This window comes from Arthrobacter sp. TJ-170 (assembly GCF_058269305.1).
The window spans coordinates 29265-48556 of record NZ_JBZCNL010000004.1 but is presented as its reverse complement, the minus strand read 5'-3'; the positions used below and the strand labels follow the sequence as shown (position 1 = coordinate 48556).

Sequence of the window (19292 nt, the reverse complement as noted above, 5' to 3'; positions counted from 1 at the left end):
GCAAAGGAACACAGCCGTGTCGCAACCCACAACTTTCTCCCACGGTGCCTCCCAGCGTCCACTGCGCGTCGCCGTCGTCGGATCCGGTCCGGCCGGCGTCTACGCTGCGGACATCCTGACGAAGTCTGCACCGGTCGCCTCCGGGGAACTTACGGTCAGCATTGACCTTTACGACCGCTACCCAGCGCCGTACGGCCTCATTCGCTACGGTGTTGCACCCGACCATCCCCGCATCAAGGGCATCGTCAACGCACTGCACAAGGTCCTTGACCGCGGCGACATCCGTTTCTTCGGCAACGTTGAGTACGGCACGGACCTCACCATGGAGGACCTGCAGACCCATTACGACGCCGTCATCTTCGCCACCGGCGCGATCAAGGACGCCGACCTCAACATCCCCGGCATCGAGCTCGAGGGGTCCTTCGGCGGAGCGGACTTTGTCTCCTGGTACGACGGCCACCCGGACGTCCCGCGCGACTGGCCGCTTGAGGCCAAAGAGGTTGCCGTCATCGGGAACGGCAACGTGGCACTCGACGTGGCGCGTGTGCTTTCCAAACACGCCGAAGACCTGCTGGTCACCGAGATCCCCGACAACGTCTACCAGGGGCTGAAGAACTCGCCCGTGACGGACGTCCACGTGTTCGGCCGGCGCGGTCCTGCGCAGGTGAAGTTCACGCCGCTGGAACTGCGTGAACTCTCGCACTCACGTGACGTCGACATCGTGCTCTACCCCGAGGACTTCGAGTTCGACGCGGAGTCCGACCGCCAGATCCAGACCAACAACCAGACCAAGACCATGGTTGGAACGCTCACCAACTGGATCGCCGAGCAGCCGGAGGATCCCGCCGAGTTCACGGCGTCCCGGCGGCTCCACCTGCACTTCCTCCACAACCCCGTGGAAGTTATCGGCGAGGACGGGAAGGTCACCGGCATCAAGTTCGAGCGCACCGCCCTGGACGGCACGGGCAACGCCGTGGGCACGGGCGAGTACATCGACTACCCGGTTCAGGCCGTCTACCGCGCGGTCGGCTACTTCGGGTCCGCCCTGCCGGAGGTGGAATTCGATCACCGCCGCGGCGTCATCCCGAACGACGGCGGCCGCGTGCTCGATGCCGCCGGCACCCACGTGCCGGGCATTTACGCGACCGGCTGGATCAAGCGCGGACCGGTGGGCCTCATCGGACACACCAAGGGCGATGCACTCGAGACCGTCACCTACCTGCTGGAGGATCTTGAGAACCTTCCGGCGGCAGGCGCGCCCGACGACGGCGCCGTCGTCGAGCTCCTGACCTCCCGCGGCGTACAGTTCACCACCTGGGAGGGCTGGCTGGCGCTGGATGCGCACGAGCGCGCGCTGGGCGACGCCGCAACAGAGATCGACGGCGTCGTTCGTGAGCGGATCAAGGTTGTGCCCCGGGAAGACATGGTGTCCGTGTCCCGCAGCGTCCACATCGAGGCTCAGGCCGACGCATAACCGTCTCCCGCAGGACCAGCACCGCGCCCCGGCAGATTTACTGCCGGGGCGCGGATTCTTTCGGGCGCTGCAGCGCGGCCCGGCTCTATAGAGTGGGCACTGTCGGAACCGCACGGGAGCGTTAGGAGCAGCAGACACCATGGACAATGCTCTGTCCTACCTGACGTTGAACACCCGGCAGTTCCACGAGCTGTCGATGCGGACCCGGGTGCTTCTCAGCCAGGCACCGCTGTCCATCACCACGGCACTTCTGGCAATCGGCAGCATCTTCTTCCACCCGGTGGTGTGGTCCAGCGCTTCCTTCCAGTGGGGGATCGCCGTGAGCGCCATCATCCTCCTGGGCTGTGCGGTTACGCCGTGGGACCGCGTGCCCTATGGCGTCTTCCTCATCATCCCGGTGCTCGACTTCATCCCGGTGGGTCTGCTTCGTTTCGGCGCAGGCACGGACGTTCTGGGAGTGGGGCTACTGGCGGTATTTCCGGTGGTCTGGCTGTGTGCCTCCGGTCTGTATCCGAAGGTCTGCCTTGCGCTCAGCCTGCTGGGGCCTCTCGCGATGATCTGGGTGCCGCTCTTCATCACTGACGCTGAGGTGACCGCCGCCAGCCTGACCCAATCGGCTCTGCTGCCCGTCATCATTTTCGGAATTGCCGTCTCGGTCCGCGTGATGACCGCCAGCATGATGGACCAGCAACTGGCCATGGAGGAGAAGGACCACGCACTGCAACAGTTGCTTCAACGCAGCGCCCAGCGTGAACGGCTGCTGAACGCAACGGTCAACACGGTCGACGTCGGATTGCTCGCCGTAGACGGGGACGGCCACGACATCCTGTTCAACCGGCGTCAGCACGAGATACACCGCGCAGGATTGCCGGAGGGAGTTGACGACGCATCCGAGAGAGACCTCCTGCTGTTCAAGGCCGACGGCGTCACTCTCATCCCGATGGAGCAGCGCCCGGCGTACCGGGCGGTTGCCGGGGAGACGTTCTCCGACTACCTCATCCGGGTGGGCGCCGGTGACAAACAACGTGTCCTGTCTGCCTCTGCCCGCATGCTGCTGGACGAGGGCGGGAAGCGGGAGGGCGCCGTCGTGGCCTTCAACGATGTCACCGACCTCGTGAACGCGCTGAACGCCAAGGAGGAGTTCGTCGCGATGGTCTCGCACGAGCTGCGCACACCGCTGACGGTGATCGTCGGCTACCTGGAGCTCATACTCGATGACGACCTGCCGCCGGAGACCGAGGCCGGGCTCAAGGTCGTCGGCCGGAACGTGGTGCGTCTTCGCAGGCTTGTTGACGATCTGCTCACCGCAGCCTCAGGACCGCCGGACGTGTCCCCGGTGCGTACAGACCTCGCCGAGATCGCGAAGGAATCAGTGGCCGCCATTTCTGCACGCGGCAAAGAGGCAGGCGTCGAAATCCTCAACGAGGTCCCCGACGGCACGATTGCGCGGAGCGATCCCGCCCGGATTGGTCAGGTGCTCGACAACCTGCTGTCCAACGCCGTCAAGTACTCGCCCGCGGGAGGCACGGTCACGGTGCGGGCGCAGAAGATGCCCGGGTCCGTGGTCTGCGAAGTCGAGGACCACGGCATGGGCATGAGCCCGGAGGACAGCGCCGAAGTCTTCTCGAAATTCTTCCGGACCTCGGCTGTGCGCCAGGCGGCGATTCCCGGAGTAGGGCTCGGCCTCGCCATCGTCCGGTCAATTGTTGAAGAACACGGCGGCCGGATCCACTGCCGCAGTGAGCTGGGCCGGGGCACCACCTTCACATTCGAGCTGCCCGACAATCCGCGGGGGAGTGAATCCGACAGCGGCCGACCGTGAGGGAGGTTGCCCGAACTTACCGAATTCGGGTGGCCAGACCGGGATAGTCCACCACAATGCCTTCACGGTCGATCTGCAGTTCAGCGGTGAACCCGTGATTGTCCGAGCTGTAAAGCACCACGCCGTTGCGGTCTTCGTTCGCAGCGCGCAGCTGGCTGTACATCTGGCTGCTGCGCATCACGCGGAGGCTCGGCACGTCCACCCACGCCATGACCATCGAGGTCTCGTCCACGGGAGCAAGTTCCGCTGAATGAAGGTTCAGCCGCAGGATCGGCATGGTGTTGGTGACCGGGCACAGGCCAAGGTCGCAATCCAGGGCACCCGTCAGCAGGGACGGGTCGTCGATACCGGGAGCGGGAAGGCTGCACTCGCCGGCGCTGGAAGCGGTACTTGACCACACGCCGTCGTCATCGCGTTCCAGCTCAAGGTGGCGGCTCCAGCCGTAACCGTGAACCGTTGCGGTCAGCCGGCGCGTTACCCAGCCGTCCGTGGTGGTAAGCGCCCAGCTCAAGGCATACGAGTCCGTTCGGGAAGTGCCGTGTGCGCTCAACCGACCCGGCTCGAGGTTGATGGTGGCGGAATCCAGGCGGGCCGGATCCTCAATGCCCTGCCAGGTGTGCAGCAGGCTCGTATGCAGTTCATTTCCCATTCGTTCACCTTATGGATCGGCGGGGCCGCCACGCTAGAGGGTGCCGCGAGTAGGATCCTTGCAAGACTGACGTCGGGGAGGCCACATGAGCGATGAAAAGCGGTTTCGGACCCTGCTTCAGCGCGAGCTTGCCGCATCGCGTAAGACACAAGCGGCCCTGAACGGGGACATCGTGTCCACCAGCGACCTGCGTCGCGATTCCAATGTGGACGATGAACATGATCCCGAGGGCTCCACCATTGCTTTTGAACTCTCGCAGTCTGCGACGCTGCTGCGTGATGCCGACGCCCGCATCGCCGAAGTGGAGGCGGCACTGCGTCGATTGGACGAGGGACGTTACGGGACCTGCGAGGTGTGCGGTTGCCGCATCGCTGAAGGCCGGCTGGAGGCGCGTCCCTGGACGCGGTTCTGCATCGACCACGCAGGAGGCCGGTGAGGCTACCGCAGGCCGCGAACGTTCAACGCGAGGTACAGGTGCACCCGGTCAGCCGTAACAGCCGGGTCATAGCCCGTCAGGTCAACGATCTGCTGCAGCCGGTACCGCACCGTATTGCGGTGCAGCTGCAGGACGTCCGCGACCGCGGCCACCGACCCGTTGTGGGCGAGGTACTTCTCGAGCGTGAGCATCAGCTCGGCGCCGTGCCGTTCGTCGAACGCCACCACGGGGTCGAGCGCTTCAGCAGCCAGGTCCGCCAGAGGCACATCCTCGCTCGCCATCAGGAGCGAGGTGAGGCTGAGCCGGTCGGGGCGGTTGACCGGCTCCCCCCGGGTCAGCGACTCCCTTGCTTCAAAGTAGCTCCAGCGCAGCCCGCTCACCTGCGCATAGCCGCCGCCGAAGCCCACCCTCGCGGTGAAGCCGGCGCCGTGCAGGTAGGTGCTCAGCGCCCTGCCGACGGATTCGCCGTCGCTTTCCGGCACCGCGATGACCAGGCGATCATCCAGGACCGCGGTCACGACGTCGTCGTACTTTCCGGGTAAGGGAAGCGTCCGCAAGGCGCGGCGCTGACCGGTTGCCACATCTGCGAGCACAATGCACTGCCGGCGGACAGTGTCGATTCCTGCGCTGCCCAGGCGGGCCGCGGCGTCGCTTCCCGCCAGCGTGCCGCGCACCACGTCCTGCAGCAGCTGCCCGACGACGGCGCGGTCACTCGCCCTGCGCCTCGCCTGGTTGCTCAGCTCGACGCTGATCAGGCTCTGGGCGTAGTCGGTGATGGCGTCACGTTCGTAGGGTTCAGCGATGGCCAGGGTACAGCGGTCCTTCAGCCCGGTTGCCACAGGGACCCGGTGCCATGCACGGTCTCTCTCGCCGAGTGAGGATACCGCAGCGCTTCCGCCGGTCGCGAAGAGCTGCGTTCCGTATTGGGAAAGTGCGACGTCGGTGCGCAGCATCGCGGCCAGCTCGCGCAGGAGTTGGGGCAGGCCGCCACCGCTCAGCAGAGCCGCGGCCAACACCTGGTGGCCCTTCAGCAGGTTCTCGAGACGCGCGTAATGCTCCGCGGACAGGGAATCGGCAACCATCTTCCCGATTGCGATGAAGGGCGTCTCATACGGGACCCGGAACACCGGGAGGCCGAGCTCGTCGGCCTGGTCCAGAAAGGCAGCGGGCACCTTCTCGTGGCTGAGGCCGGTGGCGAAACCGATGGCGAGCGCACCCGTTGCGTGGACGTGCCGGACGAAGTTTCGTTGCGACGTCGCTGACTTCTGCCGCAGGCCGGTGGTGAGCACGATCTCGCCCCCGCTGAGGAACGGTTGAGGGTCCTCAAGTTCGGTCACGGCGACCCACTGAACGGGAACGTCGGTGACTTCGCTGGTGCCAACCTGCTGCAGCTTCAGCGCGGGCGTCGCCAAGAGCGCCGACAATGTGATCGCCATAACTCCACTATAGGCGGGGGAGCTTGTGCGGATGCATGACGGTTCTTGTGAAGCGTTGTGCGGATAAACCTAGGCGGAGTGGCGTGGACCACGTAGGGTCGGCAATGAATTTGGGCAGTACTGTCCCGGAACGAAAGGAAAAATGCCGTGGTAACCACCCTGCAGAACTTCATCAACGGGCAATTCGTCACCCCGAGCGGCACCGAGATGATCGACATCGTCAACCCCACCAACGGGGAAGTTGTCGCGAAAGCTCCGGTTTCCGTGCAGGCTGACATTGACGCCGCCATGGGCGCAGCCAAAACGGCCTTCGCCTCCTGGAAGAAGGTCACGCCCGGCCAGCGCCAGCTCATGCTGCTCAAGCTCGCCGACGCGATCGAAGCCAACAGCGACGAACTCGTCGAGGCCCAGCACCGTAACACCGGCCAGGTCCGCGCCATGATCGCTTCGGAGGAAATCGCTGCGGGCGCCGACCAGCTGCGATTCTTCGCGGGCGCCGCACGCCTGCTCGAAGGAAAGTCCGCCGGTGAGTACTTCGAGGGTCATACCTCGTACGTCCGCCGCGAGCCGGTGGGCGTCGTCGCGCAGGTTGCTCCATGGAACTACCCGTTCCTGATGGCCATCTGGAAGATCGGGCCGGCGCTCGCCGCCGGCAACTCGATTGTGCTGAAGCCCAGCGACACCACTCCCGAGTCCACACTCGTCCTTGCCCGGCTGACCCAGGGGATCCTGCCCGACGGCGTCCTCAACGTGCTGCTCGGCACCGGTGAAACAGGCGCGGCCATGGTTGAGCACAAGACACCGGCCATGGTATCGATCACCGGTTCGGTGCGCGCCGGCATCGCTGTCGCCACCGGCGCCGCCAAGGGCCTGAAGCGTGCCCACCTGGAGCTGGGAGGCAAGGCTCCCGCCATCGTCTTCGCCGATGCTGACGTGAAGAAGACGGCAGCTGCCCTCGCCGAGTTCGCATTCTTCAATGCAGGCCAGGACTGCACCGCCATCACCCGAGTGCTGGTGCAGGATTCGGCTCACGACGATCTCGTGGCCGCCATGGTTGACCACACCAAGACCCTCACCACGGGTGACGCCGACGACTCAAAGAACTACTTCGGGCCCCTGAACAACATCAACCACTTCAACGCCGTCAACGCGGTCATGGATGCGCTGCCCTCGCACTGCTCCGTGGCGACCGGCGGCAAGCGCTCCGGTGACCAGGGCTACTTCTTCGAAGCAACCATCATCACCGGTGCCCAGCAAACCGACGACATTGTGCAGAAGGAAACCTTCGGCCCGATCATCACCGTGCAAAAGTTCTCCACCGAGGATGAAGCGATCGAAATGGCCAACGACGTCGACTACGCCCTCGCCTCCAGCGTATGGACCACCGACCACGGCACCGCCATGCGCCTCTCCCGCGACCTGGACTTCGGCGCAGTCTGGATCAACACCCACATCCTCCTCACCGCCGAAATGCCCCACGGCGGGTTCAAGAGCTCCGGCTACGGCAAGGACCTCTCCATGTACGGCGTTGAGGACTACACCCGTATCAAGCACGTCATGAGCGCGCTGGACGCCTAAGCAAGCGCTACACGGCCCAGAAAGGACCTTCCTATGACCACCCAGGCACTCCAGCCACAATTCCGGCTCGAGCAGAAGCGCCGCATCATCGGTGATTTCCCCGGCCCCAAGTCCACCGCGCTCAACGCACGCCGCTCCGCCGTCGTCGCCAAGGGTGTTGCCTCCGGCGTCCCCGTGTACGTTGCGGACGCTGACGGCGGCATCGTGCACGACGTCGACGGCAACTCCTTCATCGACTTCGGCTCCGGCATCGCGGTGACGAGCGTCGGCGCGTCGGATCCCGCCGTCGTCGGAGCCGTGAAGGAGCAGGTTGAGCACTTCACGCACACCTGTTTCATGGTGACCCCCTATGAGGGGTACATCGCGGTGGCGGAGAAGCTGGCGGAGTTGACCCCCGGTGACTTCGAGAAGCGCACCGTACTCTTCAACTCGGGCGCGGAAGCGGTGGAGAACGCCGTCAAGGTCGCACGCCTGGCCACGGGCCGGTCGGCTGTCGCCGCATTCGATCACGCCTACCACGGGCGCACCAACCTGACCATGGCGCTGACCGCGAAGTCGCTGCCCTACAAGGCCGGACCGGACGGCACTTTCGGCCCATTTGCGCCCGAGGTGTACCGCCTGCCCATGAGCTACCCGTTCCGTGAGGAGAACCCGGCCATCACCGGCGAGGAGGCTGCGAAGCGCGCCATCACCATGATGGAGAAGCAGATCGGCGCCGAATCCCTGGCCGCGATCATCATCGAACCGGTCCAGGGCGAGGGCGGCTTCATTGTCCCTGCCGACGGATTCCTGCCGACCCTCGCCGCATGGGCAAAGGAAAAGGGGGTCGTGTTCATCGCCGACGAGGTCCAGTCGGGCTTCTGCCGCACCGGCGAGTGGTTCGCGGTGAACCATGAGGGCGTTGTGCCGGACATCATCACCATGGCCAAAGGTATTGCCGGCGGCATGCCGCTGTCGGCTGTGACCGGTCGGGCCGACCTGCTCGACGCCGTCCACCCGGGCGGCCTCGGCGGCACCTACGGCGGCAACCCCGTTGCGTGTGCTGCGGCGCTCGCAGCGATCGACACCATGACGGATTTGGACCTGTCAGCGCGTGCGCGGCGGATCGAGGAAATCGTGGTGCCCCGTCTGAAGGCACTGCAGGAGGAGACGGGCATCATCGGCGAGGTGCGCGGCCGCGGGGCGATGCTCGCCGTCGAGTTCGTGATGCCCGGCTCCAGGGAGCCAAACCCCGTTGCAACGAAGGCCATTGCAGCCGCATGCCTCGAGGAAGGCGTCATCATCCTTACCTGCGGCACCTACGGCAACATCATCCGCCTGCTGCCTCCGCTGGTCATCGGCGAGGAGCTTCTCAAGGACGGCCTTGACGTCCTGGAGGCGGCGATCCGCTCGGTGAAGTAGCGCCCTTCCGCAAGGGAATACGACGGCGGTCGGCTGGACAGTTCTTCGGGGCTGAACCGGCCGGCCGCCGTTGTTGTGACCGGACAGCAACAATGTGTCCTTGCGCACAGGAGCATCAACCGGCATACTAAACGAACGTAATTCGTTTATGGAATCTCCGGTGACAGTGGATACCCCGCTTCCCACACGGCGGTCCTCACACCATTTCCTAACAAAGAGGTAAGGAACCCATGAGCACTACGCAAGTGCGCACCGGCGCTCCAGACAACACGCCCAAATTCTCCAGCAAGGGACTCAAGACGGGGCAGCTCGGCCTGCTCGCCGTCGTCGTCATCGGTATCTCCACGATCGCCCCGGCCTACGTCCTGACCAGCACGCTCGGCCCCACCGTGCAGAGCATCGGTGAGCACCTCCCGGCGATCTTCATTGTCGGGTTCATCCCGATGTTCCTGGTGGCGCTCGGCTACCGCGAACTGAACGCGGACACCCCCGACAGCGGAACCACGTTCACCTGGGTGACCAAAGCCTTCGGCCCCTACATCGGCTGGATCGGCGGGTGGGGTCTGCTGGCTGCGAACATCATCGTGCTCTCCAACCTGGCCGGCGTCGCCGTGGATTTCTTCTACCTGTTCCTCTCCCAGCTCACCGGCCAGGAGGCGATCGCCGACCTCGCCGGCATCCGGTGGCTGAACATCCTGACCTGCCTGGGGTTCGTCGCGGCGGCGGTATGGGTTTCCTGCCGCGGCGTGAAGACCACGAAGGCCGTCCAGTACGCGCTCGTCGGACTTCAGGTGGGAGTGCTTGCCTGGTTCGTCATCGCTGCGTTCAGCCGCATCCAGCAGGGCGCGGCGGTCGGCGCCATCTCGTTCAGCTGGGACTGGTTCAATCCGTTCGCCATCGAGAGCTTCTCCGCCTTCGCGCTGGGTCTCTCCCTGTCCATCTTCGCGTTCTGGGGCTGGGACGTCTGCCTCACGGTGAGCGAGGAATCCCGGAACGGCAAGCGGACCGCAGGTCTGGCAGCGGCGGTGACAGCCGTCGTCGTACTGGGAATCTACCTGCTCGGCGCTATTGCAACCGTGATGTTCGCCGGCGTCGGTACCGAGGGGCTCGGCCTCAACAACGCCGACATCTCGGAGAACGTCTTCGCTGCGCTGGCCGCTCCGATCATGGGCCCGTTCGCGATCCTGCTTTCCCTCGCGGTCCTGTCGAGCTGCGCTGCGTCCCTCCAGTCGACATTCCTTTCGCCGGCCCGCAGCCTGCTCGCCATGGGGTACTACAAGGCCCTTCCGGAGAAGTTCGCCACAGTTCACCCGACCTACCGCTCACCCGTGTTTGCGACAGTGGTTGCCGGCGTCATCTCCGCAGGGTTCTACTCGCTCATGCGGGTGATCAGCGACAACGTCCTGAACGACACCATTATGGCCCTCGGCCTCATGATCTGCTTCTACTACGGACTCACCGCGCTGGCCTGCGTCTGGTACTTCCGCCAGAGCGCATTCATCTCGGCACGGCACTTCGTCTTCCGTTTCCTCGCCCCGCTGCTCGGAGGACTCGGTCTGGTGGTTGTGTTCCTGCAGACCGCAGTGGACAGCTGGGACCCCGCATTCGGCAGCGGCTCGGAGATCTTCGGAGTGGGCCTGGTGTTCGTCATCGGCGTGGGGATCATCGCGCTAGGCGTGCTCGTAATGTTCGCCGTCCGGCGCACCCACCCCGGGTTCTTCCGCGGCGAAACACTGCGGCAGGACACCCCGGCGCTTGAGGTGGCCGAGTAGCCCCCTGCTAGGCGCCCGCGGGCTGCTCCAGCGGTGCGCTATCGCGGGGCCTCGCGCTCTTCCGGACCGTACGGATCATGTCCACGGTGAGGAGCGCGAGGCCCACCCACACCAGTCCAAAGCCGATCCACCGCTCCAGCGGCATTTCTTCACCGAAGACCGTCAAGGCCAGAATGAACTGCAGCACAGGTGCAAGGTACTGCAGCAGACCGATGGTGGTCAGGGGGAGTCGGCGGGCGGCAGCTCCGAAGAAGATCAACGGCACCGCTGTGATGACCCCGGACGCCGCCATAATCCAGAAGTGCCCCGGTCCTTCCGTGGTGAGCGTCGCTCCGCCGGAAAGCGTCAGCCAGATCATCACTGCCGCGGCAATCGGCGTCAGCACCGCCGTCTCGACGCTGAGGCTGGTCACGGCGTCGACACTCGGTCCCACGCGCTTCTTCACGAACCCGTAGAAGCCGAAGGAAAACGCGAGCGCCAGCGCGATCCAGGGCACGTTGCCGTAGCCCACCGCCAGAACGACGACGGCGACAACCCCCATTCCCACGGCTGTCCACTGCAACCGCCGGAGTTTCTCCCGGAGCACCAGGACGCCCAGGAGCACCGACACGATCGGGTTGATGAAGTAGCCCAGTGACGCTTCGATGGCGTGACCGTTGGTGACGCCGTAGGTGTAAACGAGCCAGTTGACGGCGATGAGAAACCCTGCAACGGCGAGGGTCCCGAGTACCTTCGGGTTGCTGACAGCCACACGGAGGGTACCCCATGACCGGAGGATGGTGAGCAGCAGGGCGCAGAAAATGAGTGACCACAGCACCCGGTTCGCAACGATTTCCACGGCGGTGGCCGGCAGCAGGATGAGGAAGTACAGGGGAAGAAGCCCCCACAGCCCGTATGCGCCGATGCCGAAAAGGATGCCCGTCGCGTTGTCGCTGCGGGCGGGGCGCTCGGTGGTGCGGGTGCGGCTCACATGGGTGCCAACCGCCGTCGTGCCGTTCCTATTCCGGCTATACGCAGGTGAGCCTCGCCACTGGTTTCGACGCCGACTGAATTGGGGATTTAGAATAGGGAATTGTGCGCTAATGCGCGCGGTCGTCCCTTCGGGAAGCCCAGGTAATCCACCAGGAAGAAGGCATCAGTGTCCAGCACGACGTCGGCCCGTCCGCTTCGGGTCGCCATCATCGGCGCAGGCCCGGCCGGTGTCTATGCCGCAGATATCCTGACGAAATCGCAGGAGGTCAAGGGCGGAGACTTTGCAGTTTCCATTGACCTCTTCGACCAGTACCCGGCGCCGTATGGCCTCATCCGCTACGGTGTGGCACCCGATCACCCGCGCATCAAGGGCATTGTCAACGCCCTCCATAAGGTTCTTGACCGCGGGGACATCCGCTTCCTCGGCAACGTCAACTACGGCCGCGACCTTACGCTCTCTGACTTCCGCACCTTCTACGATGCCGTCATCTTCGCCACGGGCGCAGTGAAGGACGCAGACCTCAACGTTTCCGGCGTGGAACTTGAGGGATCCTTCGGCGGGGCCGACTTCGTGTCCTGGTATGACGGGCACCCGGACGTCGACCGGGACTGGACGCTCGATGCCAGGGAGGTCGCCGTCATCGGCAACGGCAACGTGGCTCTCGACATTGCCCGCGTCCTGTCCAAGCACGCTGATGACCTGCTGGTCACCGAAATCCCCTCAAACGTGTATGCCGCGCTGAAGAAGTCGCAGGTAACGGATGTGCATGTGTTCGGCCGACGCGGTCCGGCGCAGGTGAAGTTCACGCCGCTGGAACTGCGCGAGCTTTCCCACTCGCGCGACGTCGACATTGTGCTCTACCCCGAGGATTTCGACTTCGATGAAGCCTCCGAACAGCAGATTGCCGGCAACAACCAGACCAAGACCATGGTCAAGACGCTGACCAACTGGCTGGTCGAGCAGCCCGATGACCTGGCCGAACTCACCGCATCACGCCGGCTGCACCTCCACTTCCTGCACAGCCCCGTCGAAATCTCCGATTCCCCCGAGACCCCGGGGAAGGTAGCCAACATCCGCTTCGAGCGCACGCGTCTCAATGGCTCCGGCTCGGTCGAGGGCACCGGTGAATACATCGACTACCCGGTGCAGGCCGTCTACCGCGCCATCGGTTACTTCGGATCGGAGTTGCCGGAGGTCGGCTACGACGAGCAGAACGGGGTCATCCCCAACGAGGGCGGCAGGGTTATCGACGAATCCGGCAACCCGGTTCCGGGCATCTACTGCACCGGCTGGATCAAGCGTGGGCCGGTCGGCCTGATCGGCCACACCAAGGGCGATGCCCTCGAGACCATCGGCTTCCTCCTGGAGGACCGACTGAACCTGCCGCCGGCCGAGCATCCGTCTGAGGACGCCATCATCAACCTCCTTGAGGAGCGCGGCGTCCGTTACACCACGTGGGAAGGCTGGTTGCGGCTCGATGCCCACGAGATGAAGCTGGGCGCCAACTACCTGCACGACGACGCGGGCCTCGCCGAGCTCGTCCGGGAGCGCGTAAAGCTGGTTCCCCGTGAGGACATGATCGCAATCTCCCGCGGGGAGTAGTCTCTGCACTGTTGGGCGTGCCGGATTCCCCACCTCTCGGCGGCGGCTCGGTTAGATGAGCGGCGTGTCGTAGGGCGACACGCCCTTCCGCGCCCAGCAGTTGGGGGAACCGGTACGCGCTCACAGGAAGGACCGACCGTGAAGGCGATCATCATCGGTGCGGGAATTGCCGGTCTCGCCACGGCGAAGAACCTTGCGGACATCGGCTGGCAGGTGGAGATTCTTGAGATTTCCCGTGGCCCGAGAACCGAGGGCTACATGATGGATTTCTTCGGTCCAGGCTACGACGCTGCCGAGAAGATGGGCGTCCTGCCCGCTCTGAAGGCCCGCGCATACGCAGTTGAAGAGTTGTCCTATTTCGACGCGAAGGGGCGCATAACCGGGCGGCTCAGCTTCAAGCGCTTCGCGGACGCGGTCAACGGTCGGCTGCTGAGCATCATGCGGCCGGATCTGGAGGAGGCGCTGCGGGAAAGCCTCCCCGAGCCCGTCCGGCTCCGCTACGGCGTAACGTTCGCTCGAATCGAGAACAACGACGACGGCGTGCGCGTCCATACCTCCGACGGTGGGGTTGTCGAGGGCGATCTGCTGGTGGGTGCTGACGGGATCCACTCGGCCGTGCGGGAAGCCGTCTTCGGTCCGGAAGACCGGTTCATCAAGTACCTCGGATTCCACACCGCAGCCTTCATCTTCGACGATGACGAGGTCAACGAACAGGTCAGCGGCAAGTTTGCCCTCAGCGATACGAGGAACAGGCAAATCGGGTTGTATGGGCTGCGGGGCACCAGGGTAGCGGCCTTCCTGATCCACCGGGATGCTTCACCTTCCCTGCCGGCGAATCGGAGGGAAGCGCTGCGCTGCGAATTCGCCGGCGCCGGTTGGCTCGCGCCGCATGCCCTCGGTCAGACGCCCGCTGACCCCTATTACGACGTCGTCGCGCAGATCCACATGGACCGCTGGCACTACGGCCGGGTGGTCCTGGTGGGCGATGCGTGCCAGGCAGTGTCGCTGCTCGCCGGCCAGGGATCCTCACTGGCGATTGCGGGAGCCCGTGTGCTGGTGAATCATCTGGCCGAGTCCGCGTCGATCGCAGACGGTCTCGCCGCCTATCAGAACCACTGGATGTCCGTTGCGCGGGAGAGGCAGGAAACGGGCAGGCGTGCAGCGCGCTGGTTCCTGCCGTCATCGGGCGCGGAACTGGTGCTGCGCCGCCTGATGCTGAGGCTTTCCGGTCTTCCGTTCATCAGCCGGTTCATCGGCAATTCACTGGCGGGTAAGTCCGTGTCTGTGCGCTAACGTGTTACGCCCCCTTCAAAACTTGCACGGTGTGCAAACTTGCACCTAGTGTAAGTATGTGACAGAACAGCAGATCAGCCGCCGCGAGCAGAACAAGCTTGAGACCCGGCGGGCTATCGCCCATGCGGCCCTCGACCTGGCGCGAACGCACGGCATGGGCGGCTTCACGGCAGAGCAGATCGCCGACCAGGCAAATGTCTCCCGCCGGACCTTCTTCAACTACTTCCACAGCCCCGAAGAGGCGCTGATCGTATCCACGGAGTCCTTCCTGGACCGTGCGGAAGCCGAGTTGGCGGCACGCCCCAAGGATGAGCCCATCCTGGACGCCATGATCGCCGCTCTCGCCGCCACCACGAAGGTGGAAAACCTGAAGGACTGCGGTGACCTCTTCCGCATGTCCGCCGGTAGCCCGGACCTCCTCGGCACCCATCTGCTCGCCTGGGAGCGCGCCGAAGCCCGCATCATCAGCGCGGTGGAGCACCGGCTGCAGGGCCAGGCCTCGACCCTCTATATCCACGCGCTCGTCGGTTCACTGCTGTCCTGCGCCAAGGCGGCAATGCGCGAGTGGGCATCGGGTGAAGATCCGGATTTCGACGCCGCGCAAACCCTCGAAAACTTCATCGTCGCAACGCTGAACATGCTGCGCGACGGCTTCTCCCACCCAACGCTCTAATCCAGGACGCACAATCATGGCATTCCTCCTGTACCGACTCGGTTCCTTCGCCTATCGCCGCCGCTGGTGGGTGGTTTCCGCCTGGCTGGCCATCATGGTCGCTGTGGGCGGCTCCGCCGTCGCCTTCTCCGGCACCCTGAGCAACAACTTCACCATCCCCGGCACTGAATCCCAGCGCGTCCTCAACCAGCTCAAACAGGAGATGCCCGAGGCCGTCGGCGGCATGGGAACCATCGTTTTCCAGAGCCCGGACGACGAGTTCACCGGCGAACAGAAGGAGGCAGTCAGCACGGCCCTCACCGATGTTGCCGACGTCGAGGGCGTCGAAGCGGTCATCGATCCGTTCGTGACCGCCCAGCAGCTTGCCGACAGCCGCGACGAGATCGAGAACGGCCGGGCGAAACTCGAGACCGGAGCGCAGCAGCTGGCCGACGGCGCCGCCCAACTCGACGCCGGACAGGCGCAGCTTGATGAGCAGCGTGCGCAGTTCGAGGCCGGGAAATCTTTCCTTCCCGCTGAGCAGATCGACGCGACCGTGGCGCAACTCGACGCGGCCCAGGCCGAGATCGACGCCCAGCGCGGGCAGCTCGACGAGGGCCAGGCAGAGCTCGACGCCGCGCGCGTTGAGCTCGAGCGCGGTGAGCGCCTCCTCGAGGCCTCCTCCGGTGTGCAGTTCGTGTCCGACGACGAAACCACAGCGGTTGCGAGCGTCCAGTTCACTACGGCGGTCGACGCCGTCACGCCGAAGACCCGCGAAGCGGTGCAGGAAGCTGCAGACGCCGCCGCCGACGCAGGTGTGAATGTCGAGTACAGCAAGGAGATCGTCCAGGACATCTCTGAAATCTTCGGGCCGGCGGAGGTCATCGGCCTCCTCGTCGCCGCCGTCGTCCTGATTGTCATGCTCGGAACGCTGGTAGCTGCCGGGCTGCCGCTCCTCATGGCGATTGTCGGCGTCGGTGTCGGCGTCGGAGTCACCTTCGCCCTCACCGGGGTCATCCAAATGAGCTCGATTTCACCCGTGCTCGCGCTGATGCTGGGCCTCGCCGTCGGAATCGACTACTCACTTTTCATTGTCAACCGCCACCGCACCCAACTGCTCCGTGGCATGCCGCTGCAGGAGTCCATCGCCCGCGCCACCGGTACCGCCGGAAACGCCGTCCTGTTCGCGGGCATCACGGTCATCATCGCGCTGGCTGCGCTCGCGGTCCCCGGCCTGCCGTTCCTGACGATCCTCGGTCTCTCCGCTGCCGGAACTGTTGCCGTTGCCGTGCTCGTTGCCCTGACCCTGACCCCCGCGCTGCTCGGCTTCATGGGCCGCAAGGTGATCTCCAGTCGCCGCTGGAAGACGGCGCACCCAGCGAGCGAAGCGGAGGCGGACGAACACTCCGTGGATGATTCATATGCCGCCGGTCGGGGTTGGGGCGGCATCGTCACCCGCAAGCCGATCCTGACGGTGCTGGCCGGCGTCGTCGCGCTCGGTGTTCTGGCGCTCCCGGCGCTTGAACTGCGTGTAGGGCTGCCCGACGGCGGATCCGAGCCCGCCGATTCCACCGCTTACCAGGCCTACACACTGGTGGGGGAGAAGTTCGGTGAGGGCACCAACGGTCCGTTGCTGGTTGTCGGTGAGCTGCCGGCGATCGAGGAAGAAGGCGAACGCACGGACCTTCGGCTCGACGTCGCCGACCGCCTCGCTGGAATCGACGACATCGTGGCCGCCGTCCCGGCCGGCATCAGCGACGACGGGCGGACCGCCATTTACCAGGTCATCCCCGAGGCAGGCCCCGCGAGTGAAAGCACCGAGCAACTGGTCCGCGACCTGCGCGCCGAGGCCGACAGCATCGAGGACGCTACCGGCGTGACCGTATCCGTCACCGGGCAGACCGCCGCGAACATCGACGTGTCCGCCAAGCTCATGGAAGCGATGCCGCTGTATCTGGGCATCGTCGTCGGGCTGTCACTGATCCTGCTGCTCCTGGTATTCCGCTCCATCCTGGTGCCGCTCATTGCCACGGCAGGGTTCCTGCTCTCACTGATGGCAAGCTTCGGCGCAACGGTCGCAATCTACCAGTGGGGCTGGCTGGGGGACATTTTCGGCGTGACCAACCCCGGTCCGATCCTGAGCTTCCTGCCCATCATCCTCATCGGCGTGCTCTTCGGGCTAGCCATGGACTACCAGATGTTCCTCGTGTCCGGCATGCGCGAGTCCTTCGTGCACGGCCGGCCCGCTAGGGAAGCCGTCCGGGTCGGGTTCAGCCACGGTGCGCGGGTGGTGACAGCCGCCGCGATCATCATGGTGGCGGTGTTTGCGGGCTTCGTGTTCTCGCACCTGACAATGGTCCGGCCGATCGGTTTCGGGCTGGCGTTCGGCGTGCTGCTCGACGCGTTCATTGTCCGTATGACGCTGATTCCGGCGGCCATGCACCTGCTTGGCCGTTCGGCTTGGTGGCTGCCCCGGTGGCTGGACCGCATCCTTCCGGATGTCGATGTCGAGGGCGCGCGCCTGGTGGAGAAAACGGACGACGACGGCGCACGCCGGCTCCCGGCGTCGGAGCCGGTTCCGACGAGACACTGACAATTAGGTGCGTCCATAACGGAATCACTACGATTGTCCGGTCACATTTCCCCAGCAAGGACATACAGCCGTGAATCTTCTCCGTACCAAGTCGGTCGAACAATCGATCGCAGACTCAGGTGAGAAGGGCCGCACACTCAAGCGGTCGCTGAACACCTGGGACCTCATGATCATGGGAGTCGCCGTTGCGGTCGGCGCAGGCATCTTTTCGGTCGGCGCTCAGGCAGCGGCCTTCAACGCCGGCCCGGCAGTGACCCTCTCGTTTGTCCTGGCCGCCGTCACCTGTGCTCTGGCCATCATGTGCTACGCCGAGTTCGCCACGGCCATCCCCGTGGCAGGCAGCGCCTACGTCTTCACGTACGCCACGATGGGAGAGATGCTTGCCTGGATCATCGGCTGGAACCTGATCCTTGAGCTGCTCATGGCCGGTGCTGTCATCGCGAAGTTCTGGGGCGTGTATCTCAGTGACCTGTTCGCGGTGCTCAACCTCGATGTGCCGTCACAGATCAGCTTCCTGGGTGTCCCGATGTACTGGGGGCCGCTGATCATCGTCGCGGTCTTCACGGTGATTCTGGTGCTCGGAACGAAGCTTTCCGCCCGGGTGAACAACATCTTCACGATCATCAAGATCGCCATCGTCCTGTTCGTCATTGTGGTCGGCTTCTTCTATGTCAACGGCGAGAACTACACACCGTTTGTCCCGGCAGCGGAACCGCCGGCTGAGGTAGAGGGCAGCTGGACAACGCAGCCGTTTCTTTCCTTCCTCAGCGGCGCGACGCCCGCGATGTACGGCTTCACCGGCATCATTTCCGGTGCGGCGCTGGTGTTCTTCGCGTTCATCGGATTCGACGTCGTCGCCACGTCCGCTGAGGAAGTGAAGGATCCGCAGAAGACCCTCCCGCGCGGAATCTTCGGCGGCCTTGCGCTGGTGACCGTGCTCTACATCCTCGTCACCCTCGCGGTGACCGGCATGGTCTCCTACCGCGACCTTGCAGCAACGGAATCGCCGTCATTGGCCACCGCATTCCAGCTCGTGGGCGCGGACTGGGCCGCCGGAATCATCTCCGTAGGAAGCCTCATCGGGCTGACTACGGTGATCATGGTCCTGCTCATGGGCCTGGCACGTGTGATTTTTGCGATGAGCCGCGACGGACTGATGCCGCGTGCACTGAGCCGAACCTCGGAGAAGCGCAGCACTCCCGCTCGTACGCAGATCCTCTGCGGCGTCGTTGTGGCCCTCCTGGCCGGCTTCACCGAGGTTGAGCTGCTCGCCGAGATGATCAACATCGGGACTCTCTCAGCGTTCGTCACCGTCAGCCTGGGCATCCTGATTCTCCGGAAGAAGCGCCCGGACCTCAAGCCGTCCTTCCGTGTGCCGTTCGGCAAGGTCATCCCGATCATGTCAGCGCTGCTCTGCTTCTACCTCATGCTGAATCTGGCCACCGTAACCTGGGTGTTCTTCGGTATCTGGCTCGTTGTCGGGTTCGCGATCTACTTCGCCTACGGGCAGCGCCATTCAAGGCTGGCAACGGAAGCTGCGGGCCACCCGGAACGGGACGAAGTGCGCACCGGCGCCTAGGAAGCGGCCAGCGGGGGCGGGCCCTGCGCCTG

Annotated in this window: 14 protein-coding genes; 11 read left to right on the top strand and 3 right to left on the bottom strand. The window is 64.7% G+C overall.

Annotation, left to right across the window (positions count from 1 at the left end):
- The first annotated feature begins 16 nt into the window (after positions 1–16).
- Together AC4D1W_RS08930 and AC4D1W_RS08925 are read left to right on the top strand one after the other, a co-directional pair.
- Positions 17–1474 carry an FAD-dependent oxidoreductase gene (locus AC4D1W_RS08930; RefSeq protein ID WP_490898534.1) on the top strand — a complete coding sequence of 486 codons (1458 nt, stop codon included), beginning with the start codon at positions 17–19 and terminating at the stop codon, positions 1472–1474.
- Between the two features lie 139 nt (positions 1475–1613).
- A complete protein-coding gene (locus tag AC4D1W_RS08925; RefSeq protein ID WP_490898533.1) occupies positions 1614–3296 on the top strand; it encodes a sensor histidine kinase in 1683 nt (560 codons plus the stop codon).
- Positions 3297–3312: 16 nt separating this feature from the next.
- Here the strand turns inward: AC4D1W_RS08925 and AC4D1W_RS08920 are convergent, their stop codons facing one another.
- Positions 3313–3945, bottom strand: a complete 633-nt coding sequence (locus AC4D1W_RS08920) for a putative glycolipid-binding domain-containing protein (protein WP_490889830.1) — start codon at positions 3943–3945, stop codon at positions 3313–3315.
- An 85-nt stretch (positions 3946–4030) separates the two neighbouring features.
- Here AC4D1W_RS08920 and AC4D1W_RS08915 point away from each other — a divergent pair, with 85 nt between their 5' ends.
- Entirely contained in the window at positions 4031–4381 is a 351-nt protein-coding gene (locus AC4D1W_RS08915) for a TraR/DksA family transcriptional regulator (protein ID WP_490889828.1), read from the top strand.
- A gap of 2 nt (positions 4382–4383) precedes the next feature.
- Here AC4D1W_RS08915 and AC4D1W_RS08910 read toward each other — a convergent pair whose 3' ends face one another.
- Entirely contained in the window at positions 4384–5817 is a 1434-nt protein-coding gene (locus AC4D1W_RS08910) for a PucR family transcriptional regulator (protein WP_490898532.1), read from the bottom strand.
- A 147-nt stretch (positions 5818–5964) separates the two neighbouring features.
- Here AC4D1W_RS08910 and AC4D1W_RS08905 point away from each other — a divergent pair, with 147 nt between their 5' ends.
- From AC4D1W_RS08905 to AC4D1W_RS08895, 3 genes are all read left to right on the top strand, one after another.
- Positions 5965–7395 (top strand): gamma-aminobutyraldehyde dehydrogenase, encoded by a 1431-nt coding sequence (locus AC4D1W_RS08905; RefSeq protein WP_490898531.1) that lies wholly within the window; start codon positions 5965–5967, stop codon positions 7393–7395.
- 33 nt (positions 7396–7428) lie between these two features.
- Complete coding sequence (gabT, locus tag AC4D1W_RS08900) at positions 7429–8796, top strand: 4-aminobutyrate--2-oxoglutarate transaminase (RefSeq protein WP_490889823.1); 1368 nt, start codon at positions 7429–7431, stop codon at positions 8794–8796.
- Between the two features lie 230 nt (positions 8797–9026).
- A complete protein-coding gene (locus AC4D1W_RS08895; RefSeq protein WP_490898530.1) occupies positions 9027–10568 on the top strand; it encodes an APC family permease in 1542 nt (513 codons plus the stop codon).
- A 7-nt stretch (positions 10569–10575) separates the two neighbouring features.
- Here the strand turns inward: AC4D1W_RS08895 and rarD are convergent, their stop codons facing one another.
- Positions 10576–11538, bottom strand: a complete 963-nt coding sequence (gene rarD / locus AC4D1W_RS08890; protein ID WP_490898529.1) for an EamA family transporter RarD — start codon at positions 11536–11538, stop codon at positions 10576–10578.
- 168 nt (positions 11539–11706) lie between these two features.
- Between rarD and AC4D1W_RS08885 the strand changes: the two genes are divergently transcribed.
- The 5 genes from AC4D1W_RS08885 to AC4D1W_RS08865 all read left to right on the top strand — a co-directional run bounded on the left by AC4D1W_RS08885 (position 11707) and on the right by AC4D1W_RS08865 (position 19260).
- Positions 11707–13143 (top strand): FAD-dependent oxidoreductase, encoded by a 1437-nt coding sequence (locus AC4D1W_RS08885; protein WP_490898528.1) that lies wholly within the window; start codon positions 11707–11709, stop codon positions 13141–13143.
- 138 nt (positions 13144–13281) lie between these two features.
- Positions 13282–14436, top strand: a complete 1155-nt coding sequence (locus AC4D1W_RS08880; RefSeq protein ID WP_490898527.1) for an FAD-dependent monooxygenase — start codon at positions 13282–13284, stop codon at positions 14434–14436.
- 58 nt (positions 14437–14494) lie between these two features.
- Entirely contained in the window at positions 14495–15109 is a 615-nt protein-coding gene (locus tag AC4D1W_RS08875; protein WP_490898526.1) for a TetR/AcrR family transcriptional regulator, read from the top strand.
- Positions 15110–15125: 16 nt separating this feature from the next.
- Positions 15126–17681, top strand: coding sequence for an MMPL family transporter (locus tag AC4D1W_RS08870; protein ID WP_490898525.1), 2556 nt, complete (start codon positions 15126–15128; stop codon positions 17679–17681).
- A gap of 70 nt (positions 17682–17751) precedes the next feature.
- A complete protein-coding gene (locus AC4D1W_RS08865) occupies positions 17752–19260 on the top strand; it encodes an amino acid permease (RefSeq protein WP_490898524.1) in 1509 nt (502 codons plus the stop codon).
- Positions 19261–19292: the final 32 nt, after the last annotated feature.

What these genes read in the sequence shown, in the direction of transcription:
- AC4D1W_RS08925 (WP_490898533.1), top strand. Translation starts at nt 1,614, where the DNA reads ATGGACAATGCTCTGTCCTACCTGACGTTGAACACCCGGCAGTTCCAC.
- AC4D1W_RS08920 (WP_490889830.1), bottom strand. Translation starts at nt 3,945, where the DNA reads ATGGGAAATGAACTGCATACGAGCCTGCTGCACACCTGGCAGGGCATT.
- AC4D1W_RS08915 (WP_490889828.1), top strand. Translation starts at nt 4,031, where the DNA reads ATGAGCGATGAAAAGCGGTTTCGGACCCTGCTTCAGCGCGAGCTTGCC.
- AC4D1W_RS08910 (WP_490898532.1), bottom strand. Translation starts at nt 5,817, where the DNA reads ATGGCGATCACATTGTCGGCGCTCTTGGCGACGCCCGCGCTGAAGCTG.
- gabT (WP_490889823.1), top strand. Translation starts at nt 7,429, where the DNA reads ATGACCACCCAGGCACTCCAGCCACAATTCCGGCTCGAGCAGAAGCGC.
- AC4D1W_RS08895 (WP_490898530.1), top strand. Translation starts at nt 9,027, where the DNA reads ATGAGCACTACGCAAGTGCGCACCGGCGCTCCAGACAACACGCCCAAA.
- AC4D1W_RS08870 (WP_490898525.1), top strand. Translation starts at nt 15,126, where the DNA reads ATGGCATTCCTCCTGTACCGACTCGGTTCCTTCGCCTATCGCCGCCGC.